We start from the raw sequence: 18,502 nt of genomic DNA, 5'->3' as shown, positions 1-18,502 counted from the left end.
AAGTGAAGGAGCTGTCTGCTGAAATGCTGAACTTAAATTCTGAGAAAAAGTCATAAAAAAATGAGCGTATCTGGATACGCTCATTTTTACCGCATTTCAGCTATTTTGTCTTAACTGATCAGCATTAATCCAAAGAGGGGCTTTTTGATCTTAGAGTGAACGGGAAATTAATTCTTTCATAATTTCATTGGTTCCTGCATAAATGCGATTGGCTCGATTATCTAGATAAGCTCGTGCAATCGGGTATTCTAGCATATACCCATAGCCGCCATGTAGTTGTAGACATTCATCGACAACTTTAGAAAACATCTCGGAAATTTTATATTTGGCAGCCGCTGCGGCATCAATGCCGAGACTCTCTTCCAGTTGCAATTGCATACAACAGTCGAGGTAAGCGCGGCAAAAATCGATTTCTGTACGTAACTCCGCCAGTTTAAAGCGGGTATTTTGAAAGCTTGAAATCGCTTTTCCAAAAGCTTTACGCTCTTTGGTGTACTGAACGGTATGCGCCAGTGCTGCTTCTGCCCCCGCTTGGCAGATAATGGCCACCAACATGCGCTCCCAAGCCAGTTCTTTCATCAGCATCATAAAGCCCATGCCCTCCATCCCGAGCAAGTTTTCTTTAGGCACGCGCACATGATCAAAAAACAATTCGCAGGTGTCTTGTCCTTTCATTCCAATTTTATTGAGGGGTTTACCTTTACTGAATCCTGCACGATTAGCTTCAACGATGATTAATGAGAGATTGGCTGAACCTTTTTCACTGTCGCCTGTCTTGCAGACCACAATCGCCATATCGCAGAGATAGCCGTTGGTAATGAAGATTTTAGAGCCATTGATAATGTAGTCATCCCCGTCTAAAACAGCTGTTGTTCGTACCGCTTGCAAGTCTGAGCCTGTGCCAGGTTCAGTCATCGCAATGGCGGTGACGGTTTCACCCGAAGCCATCCGCGTTAACCAATAGTGTTTTTGTGCTTCACTACCAAAGTTATTGATATAGTTCGCGACAATGTCAGAGTGTAGTGAAAACCCTGTCGAGGAATCCATGGCATAGGCTTGTTCCTCAATCAAAATCATACTGTACAAGCGGTCTACACCCGAGCCACCATAAGCCTCAGGCATAGTGGCACACAGTAGTCCCATGGCACCTGCTTTATTCCATAGTTCACGATCGACATGTTGTTGTTGTTCATATTTTTCAATATTCGGAACGACTTCTTTGGCGTAAAACTTTCGAACAGTTTCTCGAAATGCCTCATGTTCAGCATTAAATAAGTTACGCGGCAGCATATTGTGTAACGGGCGAATTGCGCCTGATTGCATGGAAGCTCATCCTGATGTTGTTATTTTGCTAAGAGATTAGTGAAAAGCAGGACATGCGACAATGGACTGAATGCTCAAATCTATTTGATTTTTTGATGAGTTTTGCCAGTTGTTAAAATTGCGACATTTAACTAGTGGCGAGGGCGGTGTGATCGGTTAAACTAAGCCGTTTCAATTAATTTGGGGAATGTAATGACTGAAGAAATGAGCCTAGAGGAACGTAAAGTAATCTACCGTGCACGTCGTGGTTTAAAAGAAATTGATGTGTACTTTGACCCTTATGTGAAAAATTATTATCTTCAGGCAGATCCTGCGGAAAAGGCCATGTTTGCTGCCTTGGTTGAACAAGAAGATCCAGATTTGTTGGATTGGTTTATGGAAGTCTCTGAGCCGCCACGCCCTGAAATGAAAACCTTGATTCAAAAATTAAAGCATTATGTACACGGATAAGTGCAATGGAACATCGTCATTTTCAGCTTAAACCCAGCCGTCTGGCTTATGTGTTTCAGTTGTCGATTTATGCCGTTCTGATGCTGGTCTTGTATCAGCTACTTCCTTTAGGAGTGTGGCTGATCGCTTTGGTTGCAGGCTTTGTGCTGTATTTGTTTTTTCTACGTGGGCCGCGACATTTTCAGCTTCAGCATTTAGATGGCCGTGATTGGTCTTTGTCACTTCAGAAACAAACCAATGTGCAACGAGTGCAAATCAGCCATATTGTTGATCATCGTGCTTATATTGTGATTTATTTTCAACACTTTAGAGCAAAACCGATGTTGGTTTGGTGTGATCAGTTACCCATCACACAATGGAAAGCTCTGAAAATACTCACTAAAATGCAATAATTGTTGGACAATTTTAACTCATACAATTTAATTAAGTTATTGAAAAATAATAAGTATAAATATATGGAGTCTTGCTTTGTCTGACATATCTGAAGAAACTGATGTGCTTTTTTGGATTGTCAGACAACTTTCCTACAGTTTTTTGATTTTAAAATGTACATTCAAATCACAAACAGCAAACAAGGAAAATCGTATGATGATCCCAACTTGGATGTTTCTAGTGGTAGCAGTAGCAATTGTGTTAGCGATTGTTATAGGACGATTAGGAACTGTGCTGAAGGAACGATTTGAACCAAATAAAGCCTAGCTAGGCTTCCCAGTTGATAAGTAGCATGTGCCGAACCGTCGCTATGCTACTTTTTTTTGCCTAAAAAAAAGTTGAGGCGTCATTTTAGTCAATTTTCCGCTTTTTATTTCATGGCAGAGTAGTGGTCTGATTTAGAGTAAATACTCTTTTCTTCGGAAAATGCTTCTGCTATGTTTGTCAGCATGGACACATACAATTATACAAATAGAGGACAGGAAAATGTCGCAAGTCCAAAAAATAGGCCAAGGTGTGGCTGTTGTAGCGCTTACAAGTTTATTATTTTCGGGTTGTTCACAAGTGGTTAAAACAGGCGCCAATGTTGCGCTCGGGTTTAGTGAAAAACATATTGTGCCGCCTATCTTAGCCATGGAAGATGCTGAGATGGTGTGTAACTCAGGCAATGCTTTGACTCCTGCAATTATGTCGACCAAAGACATGGGGGCAGATCCAACGCGTGTGGCAGTTTTACTTTATTCAGCATCGGGTATTTGTGCTGAAAATCAGGCACTTGAGGCTGAGTTACGTTATTTGCGTGCCTCGAAAGCAGGCAATGTCTCTGAAGCACAGGATGCTCGAATTGAACAAAAGCGTTGGGCGGCGACTGCAGCACAACGCCAATATACGGGCTATCAACTTTTTCAAAACCGCTGGGAAAAGAAATATAAGAAACCATTGGGTGAAGGCTGCCCAAAAATGAACAGCGATTTGGATCAAACTGTATATATGCTGGGGATGTTGAGTGGGTTACAAGCCATGACCAATGATATTAACTCAGGTGGTGCAGTCAATGTTCCTAAAGACATTGCGGCGATTGTTGAACGTGGGATGGTGTGTCTAGACAATGAAAAGTTTTGGGGTGCGCCGAATGCAACACGTGCGGTGATTTGGACCTTATTGCCAGGTGCGGGTGAAGGTAAACCTGATCCATATCAGACCTTGAAACAATCGATGCAAATTGGAGAGCAAAAAGGGGTTCGTTTATCTCATGCAATGTATGCTATAGCGGCTCAAGCCAGTGGGGACGATGCCAAGATTCGTGATGCATTGAAAAGTTATGCGGCCTCTTATAGCGATGAAAAACAGAGCAATCCACAATTTAAACTGATTGATAGTATGGCCTCGAGTATGGTTCAGGGGATTTCAGATCGTTATTGGACTGAACACACGGGGACACGAACTGGGGATGGTGGTATGGCGCATTTCTGGGATGAAAAAGAAGACCGTTCTGAGCTAGATGAGTTGTTTAGTGAAAGTTAACCAATTTTAAACTGAGCGGAAGCGCAGAAAAAATAACAATAAATGAATGAGCAACACGATAAGGACATGTGATGCATGATCAATTTCTGAATCGAAAAATCATTTTGATTGCGTTTGTCGTGTCGATCTCGGCATGCCTACAGATTTTTAAAGATCAATTTATTTATTGGCGAGTGGATATTTTTCCTGAAATTTGGCGCTTGTGGACAGCGCACTGGGTGCATGTGGGATGGATTCATTTTGCACTCAATATGCTGGCTTTTATGTGTTTGCCTTTTATTTTTCCACGGGCCCGTGTTTGGCATTTTGTGGCGTTATTGCTGATTTTACCGCCGCTGATTAGTTTGAGTTTTTATTATTTTTTGGGTGATATTGAAGCCTATGCAGGGTTGTCAGGTGTGCTGCATGGAATGTTCACTTCCATAGCCATTGTCCATTTGCTATACCGTAAAGAACGGATGTTTGCGAGTTTGGTGTTGTTTCTTATTTTAGGCAAATTGATTTGGGAAAACACCTTTGGCGAGAGTGCTACGGCTGAACTGATCGGGAGTCCAGTTTTGGTTGAAGCACATTTGTTGGGCGTGATCTGGGGAATTGTGATTGCAGCTTTGTATTTAATCGGGGTGAATCTATTTGATGAATAGAGGATTGACCTAAATTCTAAAAAGAAAATCCAGATTGTCATATTCAAAAATATAAATTTGATGCAAAGATAAACAAAACAAAAATCTAAAGGTATAGAGAAAGGACAAGCTCGAGCCGACTAAATCGACAGGTTCTGCGGTGCATAACGCTGGACAGAACGGTAATAAAAATAGGAAACAACATGCAGAATCATGGACAGCGCAGATCAGGACTCGATCTGCTGAAGTATATATGGACCGAGTGGATTTCTACTTTTGTCATTCTGATTTTACTGTTACTTACGCTGTTAATTGGTACAGGTGAAATGATTCATGGCCAATTACTGCGTATGGGTGAGCGCTTATATGGCGATCCAGCCACGGGTATGCAGTACTCTTTTTTAAGGGCAGAGCCAGCCAAGCCAGAGTGTAATCGTCAGCCGAATGTGGATGCTTTGGTCAAGACTCAAATGCAAGCCAACGCTGCAGATGAGTTCGCAGACTTTTTTGGTACGGCTTCGGAGGCTGATGTGCGTGCGTCCATTTTGGCAGGTGTGCAGCAGTGTGAAGAAAAGTATCAGTTTTATGATAAAGCCATGCAACATATGGAGGCACATCCAAGTATCCGTGCCTATCGTAATTTTGAAACCACTTTTTTTGGTATTTTTAAGTTTGGAACAGAAAATCGCGCCATTCTATTAATTTTTATGGTGGTTTTAGCTGCGATTAGTGCCACCTTAAAAATCCATCATATTGGTTTGCGTGGCCCTGCAACCAAGCTGGATTATCGAGTTTATAGCCTACTGATGACACTGGGTAATGGTTTATTGACTTACTCGAGTATTAGCCAATTTAACTCAGTCAAAGACTCGGGTGTACCGATGAATGGCGAAACCCAGCTGATTTATTGGCTGTGGATGATTCTGTTTTCGGTACTTACCTTGATAAGTGTGTGGCAGCTGTTTAGCCCACCGAAAGAGGCTAAAGCCGGCGGGCGTCTAGGCTTTGCTTTCCTGAGTGTGCCTCTGTATGCCTACATGGCGGTGATTACGGGTGTGGCGTTTATCTTCCTCATGGACTACCCCATGGGGCAAGGGATTTACTTGGGACAGCTGGTTGAATTCTCCAGTATTTTCCTGAATTTAGCCCTATTTATTTGGGCGGGTATGTTGTTGAAACAAACTCGTGTCGTGGATCTGTTCTTAAATATTTTGCGTCCATGGAATTTGGCGCCTGAAACTTTAACTTGGTTGATTTTAATCGCTGCGGCTTTACCGACCGCATATACCGGTGCATCGGGGATCTTTGTGATTGCAGCAGGGGCGATTATTTATAAAGAAGTCTGGAATGCAGGTGGACGTCGTCAGTTTGCTTTGGCTGCAACGGCAATGTCGGGTTCGCTGGGTGTAGTTTTGCGTCCATGCTTATTGATTGTCGTGGTGGCTTCCTTAAACAAAGAAGTCACGACGGACCTGCTTTATCAATATGGTGTTTACACGTTCTTACTGACCTCAACACTGTTTTTAGTAGTTTCACTCTTCTTTGCAGAGAGTAAATTCCGCATCGCGGCACCGAGTTTGGCCGCACCGAAATCAGGGCGCGCATTCCTAGCAGTTGTGCCTTATATCGTGATTTTTGTCCTCACGTGGATGTTCTATAAATTCTTATTAGACACTGACCTAAATGAATTTACTGCACCCGTGATGATGCCTGTGATTTTATTGATGATCGTGTTGTTTGATAAATTACGTCATCAGCCTGCGCCTTTGCCTGCTGTGGGGCATTGGGATGAGACACTCAGCGCAAATTATAACTCGGGTGGTGAGCCTGCTTTAGCGGGTGCACAAGTTGCCCATGCAGAATACCGTGAAGGGCTACATGGCAATGCTGCAGATGATGGACAGGTGGTGAATCATGGGGTGGTTCAATCTAGTTCCATGGATGTATTACGCCAAGTTGGTTTTTGGAAATCGATGCATATCTCGACCAGTGAAACCGTTGGACATATCGGTGCTTTGGTCATTTTAATGGCACTGTCAGTCAGCGTGGGCGGATTGCTTGAACGTACGGAGGTGATGAGTTTCTTCCCAACTGATATTAACAGTACGTTCTTGGTTATTAGTCTGATTTTGGGGTTGATGGTCTTTGTTGGGATGATTATGGATCCGTTTGGCGCCGTGATCTTGATTTCTGCGACAGTTGCGCCTGTGGCCTATCAATATGGTATTCATCCTGTCCATTTTTGGATGATCACCTTGATTGGCTTTGAGTTGGGCTATGTGACACCACCTGTGGCCCTTAATCATCTTTTAGCAAGACAATCCATTGGTGATGCCGAGGTGAATGAGGCCGATGAGGAAGTGCGTCATTTGTCTTTCTATTATCGTTATGAACGTTGGATTTTACCCTTGATCGTGTTGTTCCCAGCGATGCTGATCATTGCTTATGTTCCATACTTCTTTAAGTTATTTGGCTGGTATCACTAAGTTGTGAACTTGAGTTAGACCATAAAAAAAGCATCTTCGGATGCTTTTTTTATGTTTTGGAGTTATTGGAGATACTTCTGAAGAAAATAGCTTCTTTCTAGGAATTACCCACTCAAATCGTCACTTATATCAAATCAAAGTACAACGATATTGCTAAGCATCCTATCTTAAAAAATCAGCCCGTACTTAGGCTCAATGATAAGAGCCAATCGACAAATAAAGTCCATCTAAAAGATATCCTTGGCATGAGCTAGGGGTTGTGATGTATAGCGACTAGAGACTTTATTAGTGGAGGTAGTTTAAAAGAGATGATGAGTTGTGTAATGGCTTTGCGCTGATTGAATAGGTGGGTGAAGCAGCAGGGCAAAAAAAGACGTTAGCGTATCAGTCGATAGGCTAACGTCTTTAAAATAATAACCGTATTTTACTGAGCAGCCAATTGGGCTTCTAACAGTTTAATTTGTTCTTCTTTGAGCTTTACCAGTTCATCGGCATCTTTGTGCTGTGCTTGCAAGCTCTTTTCCTGTTCCTTCAACTGGCTTTGAATATCGTCCAGTTTCGCCACTTCTTCTTTGGCAAGTGAGGCATTTTCAGGTACAGGTGCTTTTAAAATATCTTCTTCGACCAATTTAATGGTGTTGTCAGCCATGGCGGTCGAAGCTGCTTTTTCAGCTTCTGGAAGCGCCTTCACGGTCGGTTGAATCAACTCCGCTTGGTGCATCGGTGTTGCAGACTCTTGTGCAGCAAACAACCATTGATAAAGTGCAAAAATCGCAATGATTGCGACTAAACCTGCTGTAATACCCCAGAGTAATTTAGGGTTGTTGTGTTGTACGGACGACATTCGATTCAACCTTTATTCTTTGGATTGACGTGGTTTAAATTGAATGACCCCAACCTCGTCAGGGATAGCGGGGATCTGAGGCTCGTCTACATGAGTTGGACGATTCTCAGAATAACTACAGTCGATACATTCAATCCATTCATCGTCATTCGAGGTAAGCATAACAACTCGATCCATCGCCTGACATTTAGGACATTTTGCACCTGCAATGAAACGACGTTTAATAGTCATTAGACTTACCTTCTGAACAATTTAGGCGCCTAGTTTACTCACTTTTTTAGCGGTTCGTCCAACCTTGATGACGAAGTAAAGCATCTATTTTTGGCTCGCGTCCACGGAAATTGATAAATGCATCAAGCGCTGTATCTTTTCCGCCAACTGCTAGAATAAACTGACGAAATTCTTTTCCAGTGGCAGTATTAAAAATCCCTTCATTTTCGAAGCGATCGAAGGCATCACTGGCCAAAACTTCCGCCCATTTATAAGAATAATAACCCGCTGCATAGCCGCCTGCGAAAATATGGCTGAAGCTATGTTGGAATCGGTTATAAGGAGTAGTCTCTAAAACAGCGTATTGTGCACGGATCTCATTTAAAGTGGCTTGGATCTGATCTGCTTTCAAAGCGGGGGCTGCTTTATGAATGCTGAGATCGAACAGGGCAAACTCAATTTGACGTAAACTTTGCATGCCAGATTGGAAGAAACGCGCGTCCAGCAAGGCTTTCAGTAGACTTTCTGGTAAGGTTTCTTGGGTCTCAATATGTGCACTGAGCAAGTCTAAGCTTTCAGTATCCCATGCCCAAAACTCCATGAATTGGCTTGGTAACTCTACCGCATCCCATGCCACGCCGTGTGTGCCTGCAACCGCAATATTGTCAACTTCAGTCAACATATGATGTAAACCATGTCCAAATTCATGGAACAAGGTAATCACTTCATCATGGGTCAGTAGTGCTGCTTGATCTCCCACCGGTGGCGTAAAGTTACACACCATATAGCAAATCGGTTTTTGTAGGCCGTGCGTTGTTTGGGTGCGAGAGCGGAAACCACTCATCCATGCGCCGCCACGTTTGCCCTGACGCGCATAGAGATCAAAGTAGAATCCACCGACCACTGCGCCTTGATCTTCGAGTTCAAAATAGCGTGCATCTGAGTGCCAAACAGGGGCTTCACGCTCCACAATTTGAATCCCATAAAGACGGTTCACAATGCTAAATAAGCCCTGCAAAATCTTAGGTGCAGGGAAGTAGGGCTTGAGTGCTTCTTGAGATAAATTGAACTGTTGGACTTTCAATTTTTCCGAATAATACGTGCTGTCCCACGGTTTTAAATCCTCAATGCCATCTTCAGCAGCAATAGCTTTCAGCTCCGCCACTTCTTTGAGTGCAGGGGCACGTGAATGTTCAGCTAAATCACGTAAGAACTGATCTACCGTTGCTACATTTGGGGCCATTTTGCTGGCCAATGAAAGCTCGGCGTAGTTGTTGAAACCTAACAGTGCAGCCATTTCCTGACGTAGGCTTAAGATTTCTTCCATCGCCGCGGTGTTATCAAACTCAGCATGTTCAGACTGATCAGATGCACGTGTGGTATAGGCACGATACAGTTCTTCGCGTAAAGGACGGTTTTCCGCGTAGGTCATAATCGCCAAGTACGATGGAAAGTCTAAAGTGGCAACGGGTTGATCAAGTTCGCGCTGCTGACCATATTGTTTTAACAGCTCAATACTGCTTTGTGGTAAGCCTGCCAGTTCGTGTTCCGCTAAAGGTTTGAAATAGGCTTGGGTGGCATCCAAAACATGGTTGGAAAACTCTGAAGACAGTTGTGATAAACGTGCCGAAATTTCTGCGTAACGTTTTTTGGCTTCACCTTCTAAAGCCACACCCGATAGTTTGAAGTCGCGCAGTGCAAGTTTAATCGCACTTTGTTGGGCTTCGGGGAGGTGATCAAATTGCGCAGCATCATGAATGTGTTGATAGGTTTGATACAGCACTGTGTGTTGACCTAATTCGGTATAGTATTCACTTAAGCTTGGTAATAGTGACTGGTACACCTCACGAGTTTCAGCATTGTTCATCACTGCATTGAGGTGGGACAGCACGCCCCATGCTTCACTCATATTATTTTCTAAATGATCAACTTGTTCTAAGACCGCAAGCTGTGCCTGAATCGATTCAGGGACTTCGCTCAGGTCTTTTAAGAAATGTTGACCCTGTTGAATGGCTTGTTCGATCTGCTGTTGGAGTTGTACTAAGGTGATTTGATCAAACTGTGGAACAGGCAAGGTTGCTTTTTCTAATGTCATGCGTTTAAGCCAAATTAAATGTTCAGTTATCACTAGATGTAAGGGTGATGCCGTGGGAAATCAAGTTTTAATTGGTTTTGATGTTTTGCACCGCTTGAAATTCAGCCCATGAAGGGTAGTGCTGATCAATGCGTGAGGGCTGATAAAGCACTTTGGCAAAGTTACGGGTCATACATTCAGTTGCTAAGATTTCACCGCTTTTATATTTTTCTTTGCGGTGTCGCCAAATTTCGTTTTGTCGGTAGTAGTCCGTCCCGATTTTTAGGAAGGCATGCTGTTGTTCAAACACGTGATAGACATAGCCTAAATCGACTGAGCAACGCAGTTCACCTTCTAGGCATTTCTCACTAAACCACAGCCGAATTTGAAAGCTATGCGGGGTGGGGTTGTAAATTTGATAATCAATATAGTTATAAAAAATTGCAGCGCCACTACCAAATGGAAGTACACGACCATGATCTGGAAAAGGGTCAAAGGAGTGCTGTGAACGCTGTACCACTTGCAATGGGCTATGCAAGACAAGCCAGTGAATGAGATTGGCAATTTGGCAAATACCGCCGCCAATACCACCGCGTGCTTGACCAAAGCTGAGTTCCATTCCCTCAACATAGCCTTTTTGAGCTGTTGGTTGTCCTACCAACTGACAAAAAGAAAAAGTCTGTTGTGGGTGGATTAAAATCCCAGAAATACACGGACTGGCAATTTTGAGATTGATGACTTTATTGTGTTGCCAGTGCTGATCGATGTCGCCTAATTTACGAAACAGAACGGACTGATGCTTTTTGACGCGAAAAGCCAAAGGAGCGTTAGAAAATGAATGTGCGTAGTCTTTCCCATCTGTTTTCCATTGCCAATAGCGCATCATACGTCGGCTACGCGTGGCCATGAAGTAAAGCAAGGGATGATATTGGCTGATGGGTTTGCTTAAAAATAAACGCAAAAAATTCATGTTGGCCCTATGAAAAAAGGTGCTAGGACACATTAAGCCCTAGCACCTTTTTCATCATTTACTCAGTTTTCGCTTTTGCGTTTGATTTTTTCTTTTTAAGTTTAGCCTTTTTCTTCACTTTATCTTTAACCTTTGTTTCAGACTTTGATGAAGATTTTTTACCAGGCTTTTTGCTGTAGGAGCTAGGTTGGGATTTATCTTTTTTGCGTCGTATGGGCTGGTCTCCGCTGTTACTGGGAGAGGCGTTTGTCGACTCGCTGAAGACTTCTCCTTTACTTTCGCTTCGTGCTGTTTTGGCTTTACCAACACGGGGTGCTCGACTACGTATGGGCCGACCACCATGTGAGAGTTGCTGCAATAATTCAAAATCAATTTTGCGATCTTCTAAATTCACTGCTGCAACTTTGATTTTCACTTCATCGCCCAAGCTAAAGCTTTGACCGCGTGCCTGCCCAATCAAGCTCTGACTTGGTTGGTCATAGACAAAGTAGTCATCGCCTAGTTGGCTGACATGGATCATGCCGTCAACATATAAGTCTTTGAGCGTGACAAATAGACCAAATTCCGCTACGGCAGAAATGGTGCCGACAAACTCTTCACCTAAATGTTGCTGCATATAATGACATTTCAACCATGTGGTGACAGAGCGAGACGCTTCATCTGCACGACGCTCAGTCGCTGAGAAATGTTGACCAGCATCATCCAAAGCAGCCCCTGAAAGAGGTGCAGGTTTATGTTTTAACTTGGCTTTAATGGCACGGTGTAACAACAAGTCTGGGTAGCGACGAATTGGGGAAGTGAAGTGCGTATAGGCTTCATATGCCAAACCAAAGTGACCTGCGTTATTCGCACCATAGTAGGCTTGCATCATTGAACGTAACAGCACGGCATGGATACTTGGAGCATCAATACGATCTTTGGTTGCATCAATCACGGCTTGGTAGTCTTTCTGAGTCGGCTGTTCTGGGAACGGTAGACCGAGCAGTTTGACAAAATCGCGTACTTTTTGAATACGTGAAAACTCAGGTGGTTCATGAATACGGTATAACATTGGCACATCATGTTGTAGCGCATATTCAGCCGCTGCCACGTTTGCCAATAACATACATTCTTCAATCAGTTTATGCGCATCATTACGCGTACGCGGTAAAATTTCCTTAATGCCGCCCAGTTCATCAAAGGTCATGTAGGTTTCAACGGTTTCAAATTCCATAGCATGACGTTCTGCACGTAAACCTTTGAGGACTTGATAAAGTTGGAACAGGGTGTTTAAGGATTTGCGAACATCACGGTCTTCTGGAATGGCACTGCTGTCGCCTTCAAAGTACTGGGCAACATTGGTATAGGTTAAACGTGCCTTTGAGTGCATCACAGACGGGTAGAACTCAAACTTGGTGACGCGACCGGCACGTGACAGGTTTAAATCACAGACCATACATAGACGGTCTACATGCGGATTGAGTGAACATAAGCCATTCGAAAGAGCTTCAGGCAACATCGGTAAAACAAAGTGAGGGAAATACACCGATGTACCCCGTTCTTGAGCTTCATCATCTAGTGGTTTGCCTGAACGGACATAGTGACTGACATCTGCAATGGCCACCACCACACGGTAACCGCCGCCTGGACGTTTTTCTGCATAGACTGCGTCATCGAAGTCGCGTGCATCTTCACCATCAATAGTGACTAAGGCTAAATCACGTAGGTCAATACGACCTTCACGGTCTTGCGCTGAAGGCTCTTTAAAGCTCTCTGCTTCTTTAATGACTTCTTCTGGAAACTCATACGGCAAACCAAACTCTAAAATGGTTTGCGGAATAATAATTTCAGTGTCGGCCTTGTCTGCCATCGATTGCACAATATGACCGGTCGCCAACTCATCTTTGGTTGGATAGTCATCAATTGCGACACGAACCGAATCGCCCACTTTGACTTGTGCGTGTTCGATTAACTCTTTTTCTAAAGTAATCGGTTGGTGCGCATTGGGATTTGCTGGCTGAATAAAGTATTCACCATCATGTATTGATACTTTACCAATAATTTGCTTCACACGGTGTTGCACTACCTCAGTAATAAAGCCCCAAGCTTTACCTTTGCGGTCTACTGAGGTTTGACGCACTTTAACACGGTCACCATTAAACACTTGGCGCAGTTCACGTTCAGGTAGAAGTAAGTCTTCATGACCTGCAATATTCGCCGTGCCAAAGCCTTTACTATTGATGTAAACCGTTGCTTCATGTTCAGGTTGCTCTTCGGCAATTTGAAACTTAAAGCCATCTTTCATCAGTTGACCATCGCGAATCATCGCAATTAGGCGATGGCTGAGTGCTTCAATGCTTTTTTGATCTGCAATTTCAAAAATTTCGACCAAGTCCGCATGCGATAAAGCCGTCTTTTTTTCTTCGATGGTCTCTAAAATGAGCGTACGGCTCGGAATAGGGTTGTCATAACGTTCAGCTTCAGCTTTTGCTTCAGGATCGACCCAATTTTTCATAATGTCTTTGGCTGTATGTCAGTAGATAGGATTAGCATAAGTCATGCGAAGACAGACTGCACGCAAATGATTGCAATATTGTGTTTTATGTCGGCAATTTAGAATATCTGCTGTTTTATTCAACATGCAGATGTAGAGAAAAGAAAAAATTCGAATGAATCCGCTCTAAATTGTTTAAAAAGTATTTAATTGAACAGAAATATGCAAAAAATTGAGTGTCTGTGCTTGCAGTGCTAGCATGAAGTTTGTATTATGGCCGCACGTTACGGTGAGATGGGTGAGTGGCTGAAACCACATCCCTGCTAAGGATGCGTACGGGTAACTGTACCGAGGGTTCGAATCCCTCTCTCACCGCCAACTTTACTTATGTCGCGCTCATAGCTCAGCTGGATAGAGCACTTGGCTACGAACTAAGGGGTCGGGAGTTCGAATCTCTCTGAGCGCACCAATAAGTAAACTGTATGTAACGTATCGCCTGAATTGGCACACAAGTAATGCGCTCATAGCTCAGCTGGATAGAGCACTTGGCTACGAACTAAGGGGTCGGGAGTTCGAATCTCTCTGAGCGCACCAACTTGAACAATCAACCGCACATGTTGCGGTTTTTTTGTGTCTGATCATTTTATATTTGAAAAATATTAATTTCTCAAGAATGTAATTAATGTGATTGCAATTAAATAGCAGTAACACATACAGATTGCGAGAATAATAGTTTTATTGATCTTTTTTTGCATTTTAATATTTTGAGGAATGCTATCGGAAATCTGAAAAGATGCCAAAGATCCGAAGAATAAATAACTTATAAATATGAGTATGAGTGAAATCCATAAACTATTTTTTTTATTAGAAATAGAGTTTTGATCATCTGGAGAAGTAGTTAAATAATTAAATGTTTGTTGGCGATTGTTTTGATCTATGAAAATGATGTCTTTTAAATGTAGTGAAGTATATCGCCCTGTCCGTTTATGTATTTGAGCATAAAATAGTACACTTTCAACTTTTATTTCAGATGAATAAGCTAATTTACAGATATTTTTTAGTTTGTTAGTGCAAAGTTGAGAATAAAATACGTCACCATTCTGGCTTATATATAGGCTTTGACTATTATCTCGAAATTTTGACACGGTAAAAAAATAGTTTGAAGTCATATGCCTTTCAAATACGTGCCATTCGTTTGAGTGTAAGCTTTCAATATGTCGAACTTGATTTTTTATTGTTTTAATAGAATAGCCAATGACGATGAGCAGGATAAGTACAGATGCTATTGCTGGTCCAATTTTACTCATGTTTAAAGTTGATTGATCTGTTTGATTTGGCATTTGTATTTTAAATTAATTTTACGTAATTCTTCTATTTGATTATAAAGAATCTCATACTAGTTGTGGTTGCTGTTTGTGAATTTGCACTAATTTTTAATGTATTGAGTGAATGTTGTAATTATTTATATATTTTTTAGCGACTTAATCTGATTTATGTACGATTAATAAACATTTGATGGTTTGTTACTACAAAATGACTTATCAAAATGAAATAAACCATATACAATGCACCCCATCAAGACGTCGCGCTCATAGCTCAGCTGGATAGAGCACTTGGCTACGAACTAAGGGGTCGGGAGTTCGAATCTCTCTGAGCGCACCAACTTGATCAATATTGAAAAAACCGCACATGTTGCGGTTTTTTTGTGCCTGCACTTTCTGTTCAGTAGAAATTCATAGCAGGGATGGATTTTTTGCCGTAGTTATTCAGTTGTTTTTTGCATCTCAGTTTTATGATGTAGTTCTGATATCGGTATGGCCTCGGCTTAAGTGGATCGTAACTAATCAACATCGATCTGCTAAAGTCCTAAAAAAATGATCGATTGTGTTGTAGTATTGAGCACAATATTTTTAGCTATTTGATATGACCCTATGTCAGAGAACAAGCCTGCATTATCGACACGTTATTTCCTTACTTTAGAAGAATCCCAAGATGGTTTTGCCTTAGCGACCTTTGGTAAAAAGCAAATGACACGTTTTATCACGCCGTTGATTAGTGTCGGGATTATTGTGTGGGGCTTTATGCTCGGCTTTTCAGGTGTCGGTCGCTACTATGTAGCGTTGGGTATATTTTTCTTGGTTTTACAAATTCTCATGCGCTATTGGTTTCTGCCGATGATGTTTAAGCGCCAATTTGTGAAATATCAGTTTGGTAAAAGTGAGCAAGGCATCGATTTATACCAAGATTATGCGGAAATTTATGCCAATGGTCGCAAGCAAGTGGTCCATTATAATGAAGTGCAAAAGTTTGCCAGTGGCAAGTTGACCTATATGCTTGAGCTGAAAAACCGTACTGTGGTGATTGTGCCTAAGCGTGCGTTGGCCGATAGTGCGGATCAAGCAAAATTTGAAAATACTTTCAAAAAATAAGCATTTTGTTCCATAACACTATCAAAAAATCAGAGGAAGATCATGAGTACACGTCCATCTAAAATTGTCTGTGTCGGTCGTAGTTATGCAGACCATGCCAAAGAATTAGGCAATGCGATTCCTGATCGTCCCGTTTTATTTATCAAACCACCGAGCAGTTTGCTCAGTTTAGATGCGGGCATCTCTTGGAATCCTGCATGGGGCAGCTGCCATTATGAATGTGAACTGGTTTTACGCATTGACCATCGCCTAAGCAAAGCAACCGATCCAGCTCAAGCCCTTCAAGCGGTAGGGGCTGTAACTTTAGGTTTGGACTTAACCTTGCGTGACTTACAAGATGATTTGAAAACCAAAGGCCAGCCTTGGGAACGTGCCAAAGCCTTTGATGGTTCGTGTGTACTGGCAGACTGGGTTGCTGTTTCCGATGTGGTACAGGACTGGGATGATGTGCACTACAGTTTTCATGTTAATGATGAGCTTCGCCAAGCGGGCAACACTGCACACTTAATTTTTGACATTGGCACCTTGTTGGCCGACATTAGCCAAGTCTTCACTTTGGAAGCGGGCGATGTAGTCATGACAGGTACACCTGCTGGGGTTGCTGCACTACAGGCGGGTGAGCAGTTGAAAATGACTCTAAAAGGCAAAAACCAAGACTATTCTTGGAATACCTTTGTTAAAGCTTAATTTACAGGCTTTCAAACCCCATCATTCAAAAAGATCACTTCGGTGATCTTTTTTTTAGCGTTATTGGTGGCTATGGTACAGTTTGCGGAACTGATCGGGGGTATACACCATCCAGCGTTTAAACATATTAATAAAGGCCGATGCATTGGCATAGCCCAAATCCAGCGCGATACTTTCGACTTTTTTTCCTTCTGTCAGCATGCTCATGGCTTTCATGACTTTTAAACGCTGTCGCCATTCATTCAAGGACATGCCAAGTTCTTTTTGACTATAACGTGCCAGTGTGCGTTCAGTCATATTGTGCTGTACTGCCAGTTGTTGCAAAGAACTGTTGTCCGCAGGGTGCAGATGTAAAAAATCTAAAATACTTTTCAGGGTCGGGTGTTCAGAGTGCGGTAAATAGCTGCTGACCAATTCTGCATGGTGTAATTGGTCAAGCAAGACATAGAGTAAGCGCATATGTTCAGGTGCATCATCTGGCAGGCTGTGTTGTCTCAAATGCTTAAATAGTGCCGAGACCAAAGGTGAGCTGAGCATAATACCGGCTTGTTGAGGCAGATGAGTGCATAAGCTTTCATGGATATACAAGGTGCCATGCGAAACATCGGTACGATTTAAGCTGCTATGGGCCTACATTGGGTGGAAGCCAAATGCCATAAGGTGGCGGGGTAAGGTAGTCAATCTGGTTGATATTCACTTCCATCACACCATTAAAGGCGTATACAAATTCGCCCCATGCATGTCCATGCACGGGATAAACCGACTGCGCGGGGTCTTCGCGAAAGCTGATCCACAATAATTTATCAATATCATCATTGGTCGGTAATTGTTTGAGTGGCGCGCTCTTTTTTTGTTGTCGTTGGGGCATGGCTGAAATTGCCTGAATAAGAAGATCTCTTGTCTGTTTTAAATTATATGTTTTATTTCAGACAAATCTATAGTGAGCTTTGATCTTTTTCAGTGGAGCAGGTCGTGAGTAGTCGTCAAGCGCTGGACAGTAAAGCTTCAGGGATTATGTTTGGGCTGTGTATTTTGTGGGGATTACAACAAGTGGCGTTAAAGCTTGCTGCCCCCGATATTTCTGCAGTGATGCAAATTGCACTTCGCTCAGGTCTCTCTGCATTCATGGTTTACCCCATGATCAAGCTGGCAAAGGGCACATCTTTATGGGGGCGAGACTACTTAGCCGCAGGAATTTTAGTCGGGCTTTTATTTGCAGCAGAATTTTTTCTGGTCGCTCAAGCTTTACGTTTTACCTCCGCGGCGCATACCGTGGTTTTGCTGTATACCGCGCCTATTTTTGTAGCATTGGGTTTGCACTGGAAGTTGCCTGCTGAACGTTTATCACTTATCCAGTGGTTGGGCATTGCATGTGCATTTTTTGGGATCGTGATAGCATTTTTATTTCCTCCTGCAGTTTCACAAGCAGCTGCAAGTTCTGCACTTTGGGGTGATGTTTTAGCACTCTTAGCAGGGGTGTTGTGGGCAGCCACGACTATTGCTGTTCGGCTGACTAAACTAGCAGAGGCACCTGCGACCCAAACTTTATTTTATCAGCTGTTTATCGCATTTTTAGTGTTATTCCCTGTGGCTTTTTTCATGGGACAAGCGACGATTCACTGGTCTGTATTATCCCTTACAAGTTTGCTTTTCCATACCGTTGTCGTGTCATTTGCCAGTTATCTGATTTGGTTTTGGCTGTTGAAAAAATACTTGGCATCGCAGTTGGGCGTCTTTTCTTTTTTGACCCCAATCTTTGGTATGTGTTTTGGTGTGGTGTTACTCAATGAACAGCTAGAACTCAACTTTTTGGTGGGAACATGCTTTGTGCTGATGGGGGTGGTAGCGGTGAGTTTGCATCATAAAATTAAGCAGTATGCACAGGCATTTAAAGTGGCTTTGCAGTAAATACAGAGTAAGCTTGAGCTCAGACTGCTTTGATTCAGCATATAAAAAAACGTGTCTTGGACACGCTTT

The 18,502-nt window shown here is 42.6% G+C and carries 15 protein-coding genes, 4 tRNA genes and 3 pseudogenes; 14 read left to right on the top strand and 8 right to left on the bottom strand.

Annotated features, from left to right (window positions below):
* Positions 1-150: 150 nt before the first annotated feature.
* The gene (locus MF4640_RS13240) at positions 151-1,323 is read right to left on the bottom strand and encodes an acyl-CoA dehydrogenase family protein (RefSeq protein ID WP_078389883.1); all 1,173 of its coding nucleotides are present in this window, start codon (positions 1,321-1,323) and stop codon (positions 151-153) included.
* Positions 1,324-1,515: 192 nt separating this feature from the next.
* Here MF4640_RS13240 and MF4640_RS13235 point away from each other — a divergent pair, with 192 nt between their 5' ends.
* From MF4640_RS13235 to MF4640_RS19980, 7 genes and pseudogenes are all read left to right on the top strand, one after another.
* Positions 1,516-1,773 (top strand): succinate dehydrogenase assembly factor 2, encoded by a 258-nt coding sequence (locus MF4640_RS13235; RefSeq protein ID WP_004977895.1) that lies wholly within the window; start codon positions 1,516-1,518, stop codon positions 1,771-1,773.
* 5 nt (positions 1,774-1,778) lie between these two features.
* On the top strand, positions 1,779-2,165 hold the full coding sequence (locus MF4640_RS13230; protein WP_078389882.1) for a protein YgfX: 387 nt from the start codon (positions 1,779-1,781) through the stop codon (positions 2,163-2,165).
* Between the two features lie 76 nt (positions 2,166-2,241).
* Positions 2,242-2,472, top strand: a complete 231-nt coding sequence (locus MF4640_RS19475; protein WP_078389881.1) for a hypothetical protein — start codon at positions 2,242-2,244, stop codon at positions 2,470-2,472.
* Positions 2,473-2,691: 219 nt separating this feature from the next.
* Positions 2,692-3,729: a hypothetical protein gene (locus MF4640_RS19910; protein WP_004977889.1), complete on the top strand. Its 1,038-nt coding sequence runs from the start codon at positions 2,692-2,694 to the stop codon at positions 3,727-3,729.
* A gap of 71 nt (positions 3,730-3,800) precedes the next feature.
* A complete protein-coding gene (gene rrtA / locus MF4640_RS13210) occupies positions 3,801-4,373 on the top strand; it encodes a rhombosortase (RefSeq protein WP_078389878.1) in 573 nt (190 codons plus the stop codon).
* 182 nt (positions 4,374-4,555) lie between these two features.
* Positions 4,556-6,158, top strand: a pseudogene (locus MF4640_RS13205) (hypothetical protein); the annotation flags it as partial.
* Between the two features lie 140 nt (positions 6,159-6,298).
* Positions 6,299-6,838 (top strand): annotated as a pseudogene (locus MF4640_RS19980) (TRAP transporter large permease subunit); the annotation flags it as partial.
* Between the two features lie 424 nt (positions 6,839-7,262).
* On the opposite strand, the gene MF4640_RS13200 reads toward MF4640_RS19980, so the two are convergent.
* The 5 genes from MF4640_RS13200 to rnr are packed head-to-tail and all read right to left on the bottom strand — an operon-like array spanning position 7,263 to position 13,433.
* Positions 7,263-7,682 (bottom strand): hypothetical protein, encoded by a 420-nt coding sequence (locus MF4640_RS13200; RefSeq protein ID WP_004691270.1) that lies wholly within the window; start codon positions 7,680-7,682, stop codon positions 7,263-7,265.
* Between the two features lie 12 nt (positions 7,683-7,694).
* Positions 7,695-7,907 (bottom strand): YheV family putative zinc ribbon protein, encoded by a 213-nt coding sequence (locus MF4640_RS13195; protein ID WP_171262515.1) that lies wholly within the window; start codon positions 7,905-7,907, stop codon positions 7,695-7,697.
* A 52-nt stretch (positions 7,908-7,959) separates the two neighbouring features.
* Positions 7,960-10,002, bottom strand: coding sequence for a M3 family metallopeptidase (locus MF4640_RS13190; protein WP_171263889.1), 2,043 nt, complete (start codon positions 10,000-10,002; stop codon positions 7,960-7,962).
* Between the two features lie 52 nt (positions 10,003-10,054).
* On the bottom strand, positions 10,055-10,936 hold the full coding sequence (locus MF4640_RS13185; protein WP_078389874.1) for a VanW family protein: 882 nt from the start codon (positions 10,934-10,936) through the stop codon (positions 10,055-10,057).
* 58 nt (positions 10,937-10,994) lie between these two features.
* Positions 10,995-13,433, bottom strand: a complete 2,439-nt coding sequence (gene rnr / locus MF4640_RS13180) for a ribonuclease R (RefSeq protein WP_193791552.1) — start codon at positions 13,431-13,433, stop codon at positions 10,995-10,997.
* Between the two features lie 264 nt (positions 13,434-13,697).
* On the opposite strand from rnr, the gene MF4640_RS13175 reads away from it, so the two are divergent.
* The 3 genes from MF4640_RS13175 to MF4640_RS13165 all read left to right on the top strand — a co-directional run bounded on the left by MF4640_RS13175 (position 13,698) and on the right by MF4640_RS13165 (position 14,003).
* A tRNA-Ser gene (locus tag MF4640_RS13175) sits at positions 13,698-13,787 on the top strand.
* Positions 13,788-13,801: 14 nt separating this feature from the next.
* Positions 13,802-13,878 (top strand) — tRNA-Arg (locus tag MF4640_RS13170).
* A gap of 48 nt (positions 13,879-13,926) precedes the next feature.
* Positions 13,927-14,003 (top strand) — tRNA-Arg (locus MF4640_RS13165).
* Between the two features lie 65 nt (positions 14,004-14,068).
* Here MF4640_RS13165 and MF4640_RS13160 read toward each other — a convergent pair.
* Positions 14,069-14,749, bottom strand: a complete 681-nt coding sequence (locus MF4640_RS13160; protein ID WP_227518666.1) for a hypothetical protein — start codon at positions 14,747-14,749, stop codon at positions 14,069-14,071.
* 245 nt (positions 14,750-14,994) lie between these two features.
* On the opposite strand from MF4640_RS13160, the gene MF4640_RS13155 reads away from it, so the two are divergent.
* The 3 genes from MF4640_RS13155 to MF4640_RS13145 all read left to right on the top strand — a co-directional run bounded on the left by MF4640_RS13155 (position 14,995) and on the right by MF4640_RS13145 (position 16,525).
* Positions 14,995-15,071 (top strand) — tRNA-Arg (locus MF4640_RS13155).
* Between the two features lie 269 nt (positions 15,072-15,340).
* Positions 15,341-15,838, top strand: a complete 498-nt coding sequence (locus MF4640_RS13150) for a YcxB family protein (RefSeq protein WP_004691260.1) — start codon at positions 15,341-15,343, stop codon at positions 15,836-15,838.
* A gap of 42 nt (positions 15,839-15,880) precedes the next feature.
* Positions 15,881-16,525 (top strand): fumarylacetoacetate hydrolase family protein, encoded by a 645-nt coding sequence (locus MF4640_RS13145; RefSeq protein ID WP_005401263.1) that lies wholly within the window; start codon positions 15,881-15,883, stop codon positions 16,523-16,525.
* A 60-nt stretch (positions 16,526-16,585) separates the two neighbouring features.
* On the opposite strand, the pseudogene MF4640_RS13140 reads toward MF4640_RS13145, so the two are convergent.
* Positions 16,586-17,393 (bottom strand): annotated as a pseudogene (locus tag MF4640_RS13140) (AraC family transcriptional regulator).
* A 104-nt stretch (positions 17,394-17,497) separates the two neighbouring features.
* On the opposite strand from MF4640_RS13140, the gene MF4640_RS13135 reads away from it, so the two are divergent.
* Complete coding sequence (locus MF4640_RS13135; protein ID WP_078389872.1) at positions 17,498-18,433, top strand: DMT family transporter; 936 nt, start codon at positions 17,498-17,500, stop codon at positions 18,431-18,433.
* Positions 18,434-18,502 lie beyond the last annotated feature (69 nt).

It is taken from the genome of Acinetobacter sp. MF4640 (assembly GCF_002018895.1).
In the GTDB taxonomy this organism is placed as follows: Bacteria; Pseudomonadota; Gammaproteobacteria; order Pseudomonadales; family Moraxellaceae; genus Acinetobacter; species Acinetobacter johnsonii.
The sequence above is the reverse complement of the archived record's forward strand: the minus strand, read 5'-3'. Positions and strand labels throughout refer to the sequence as shown.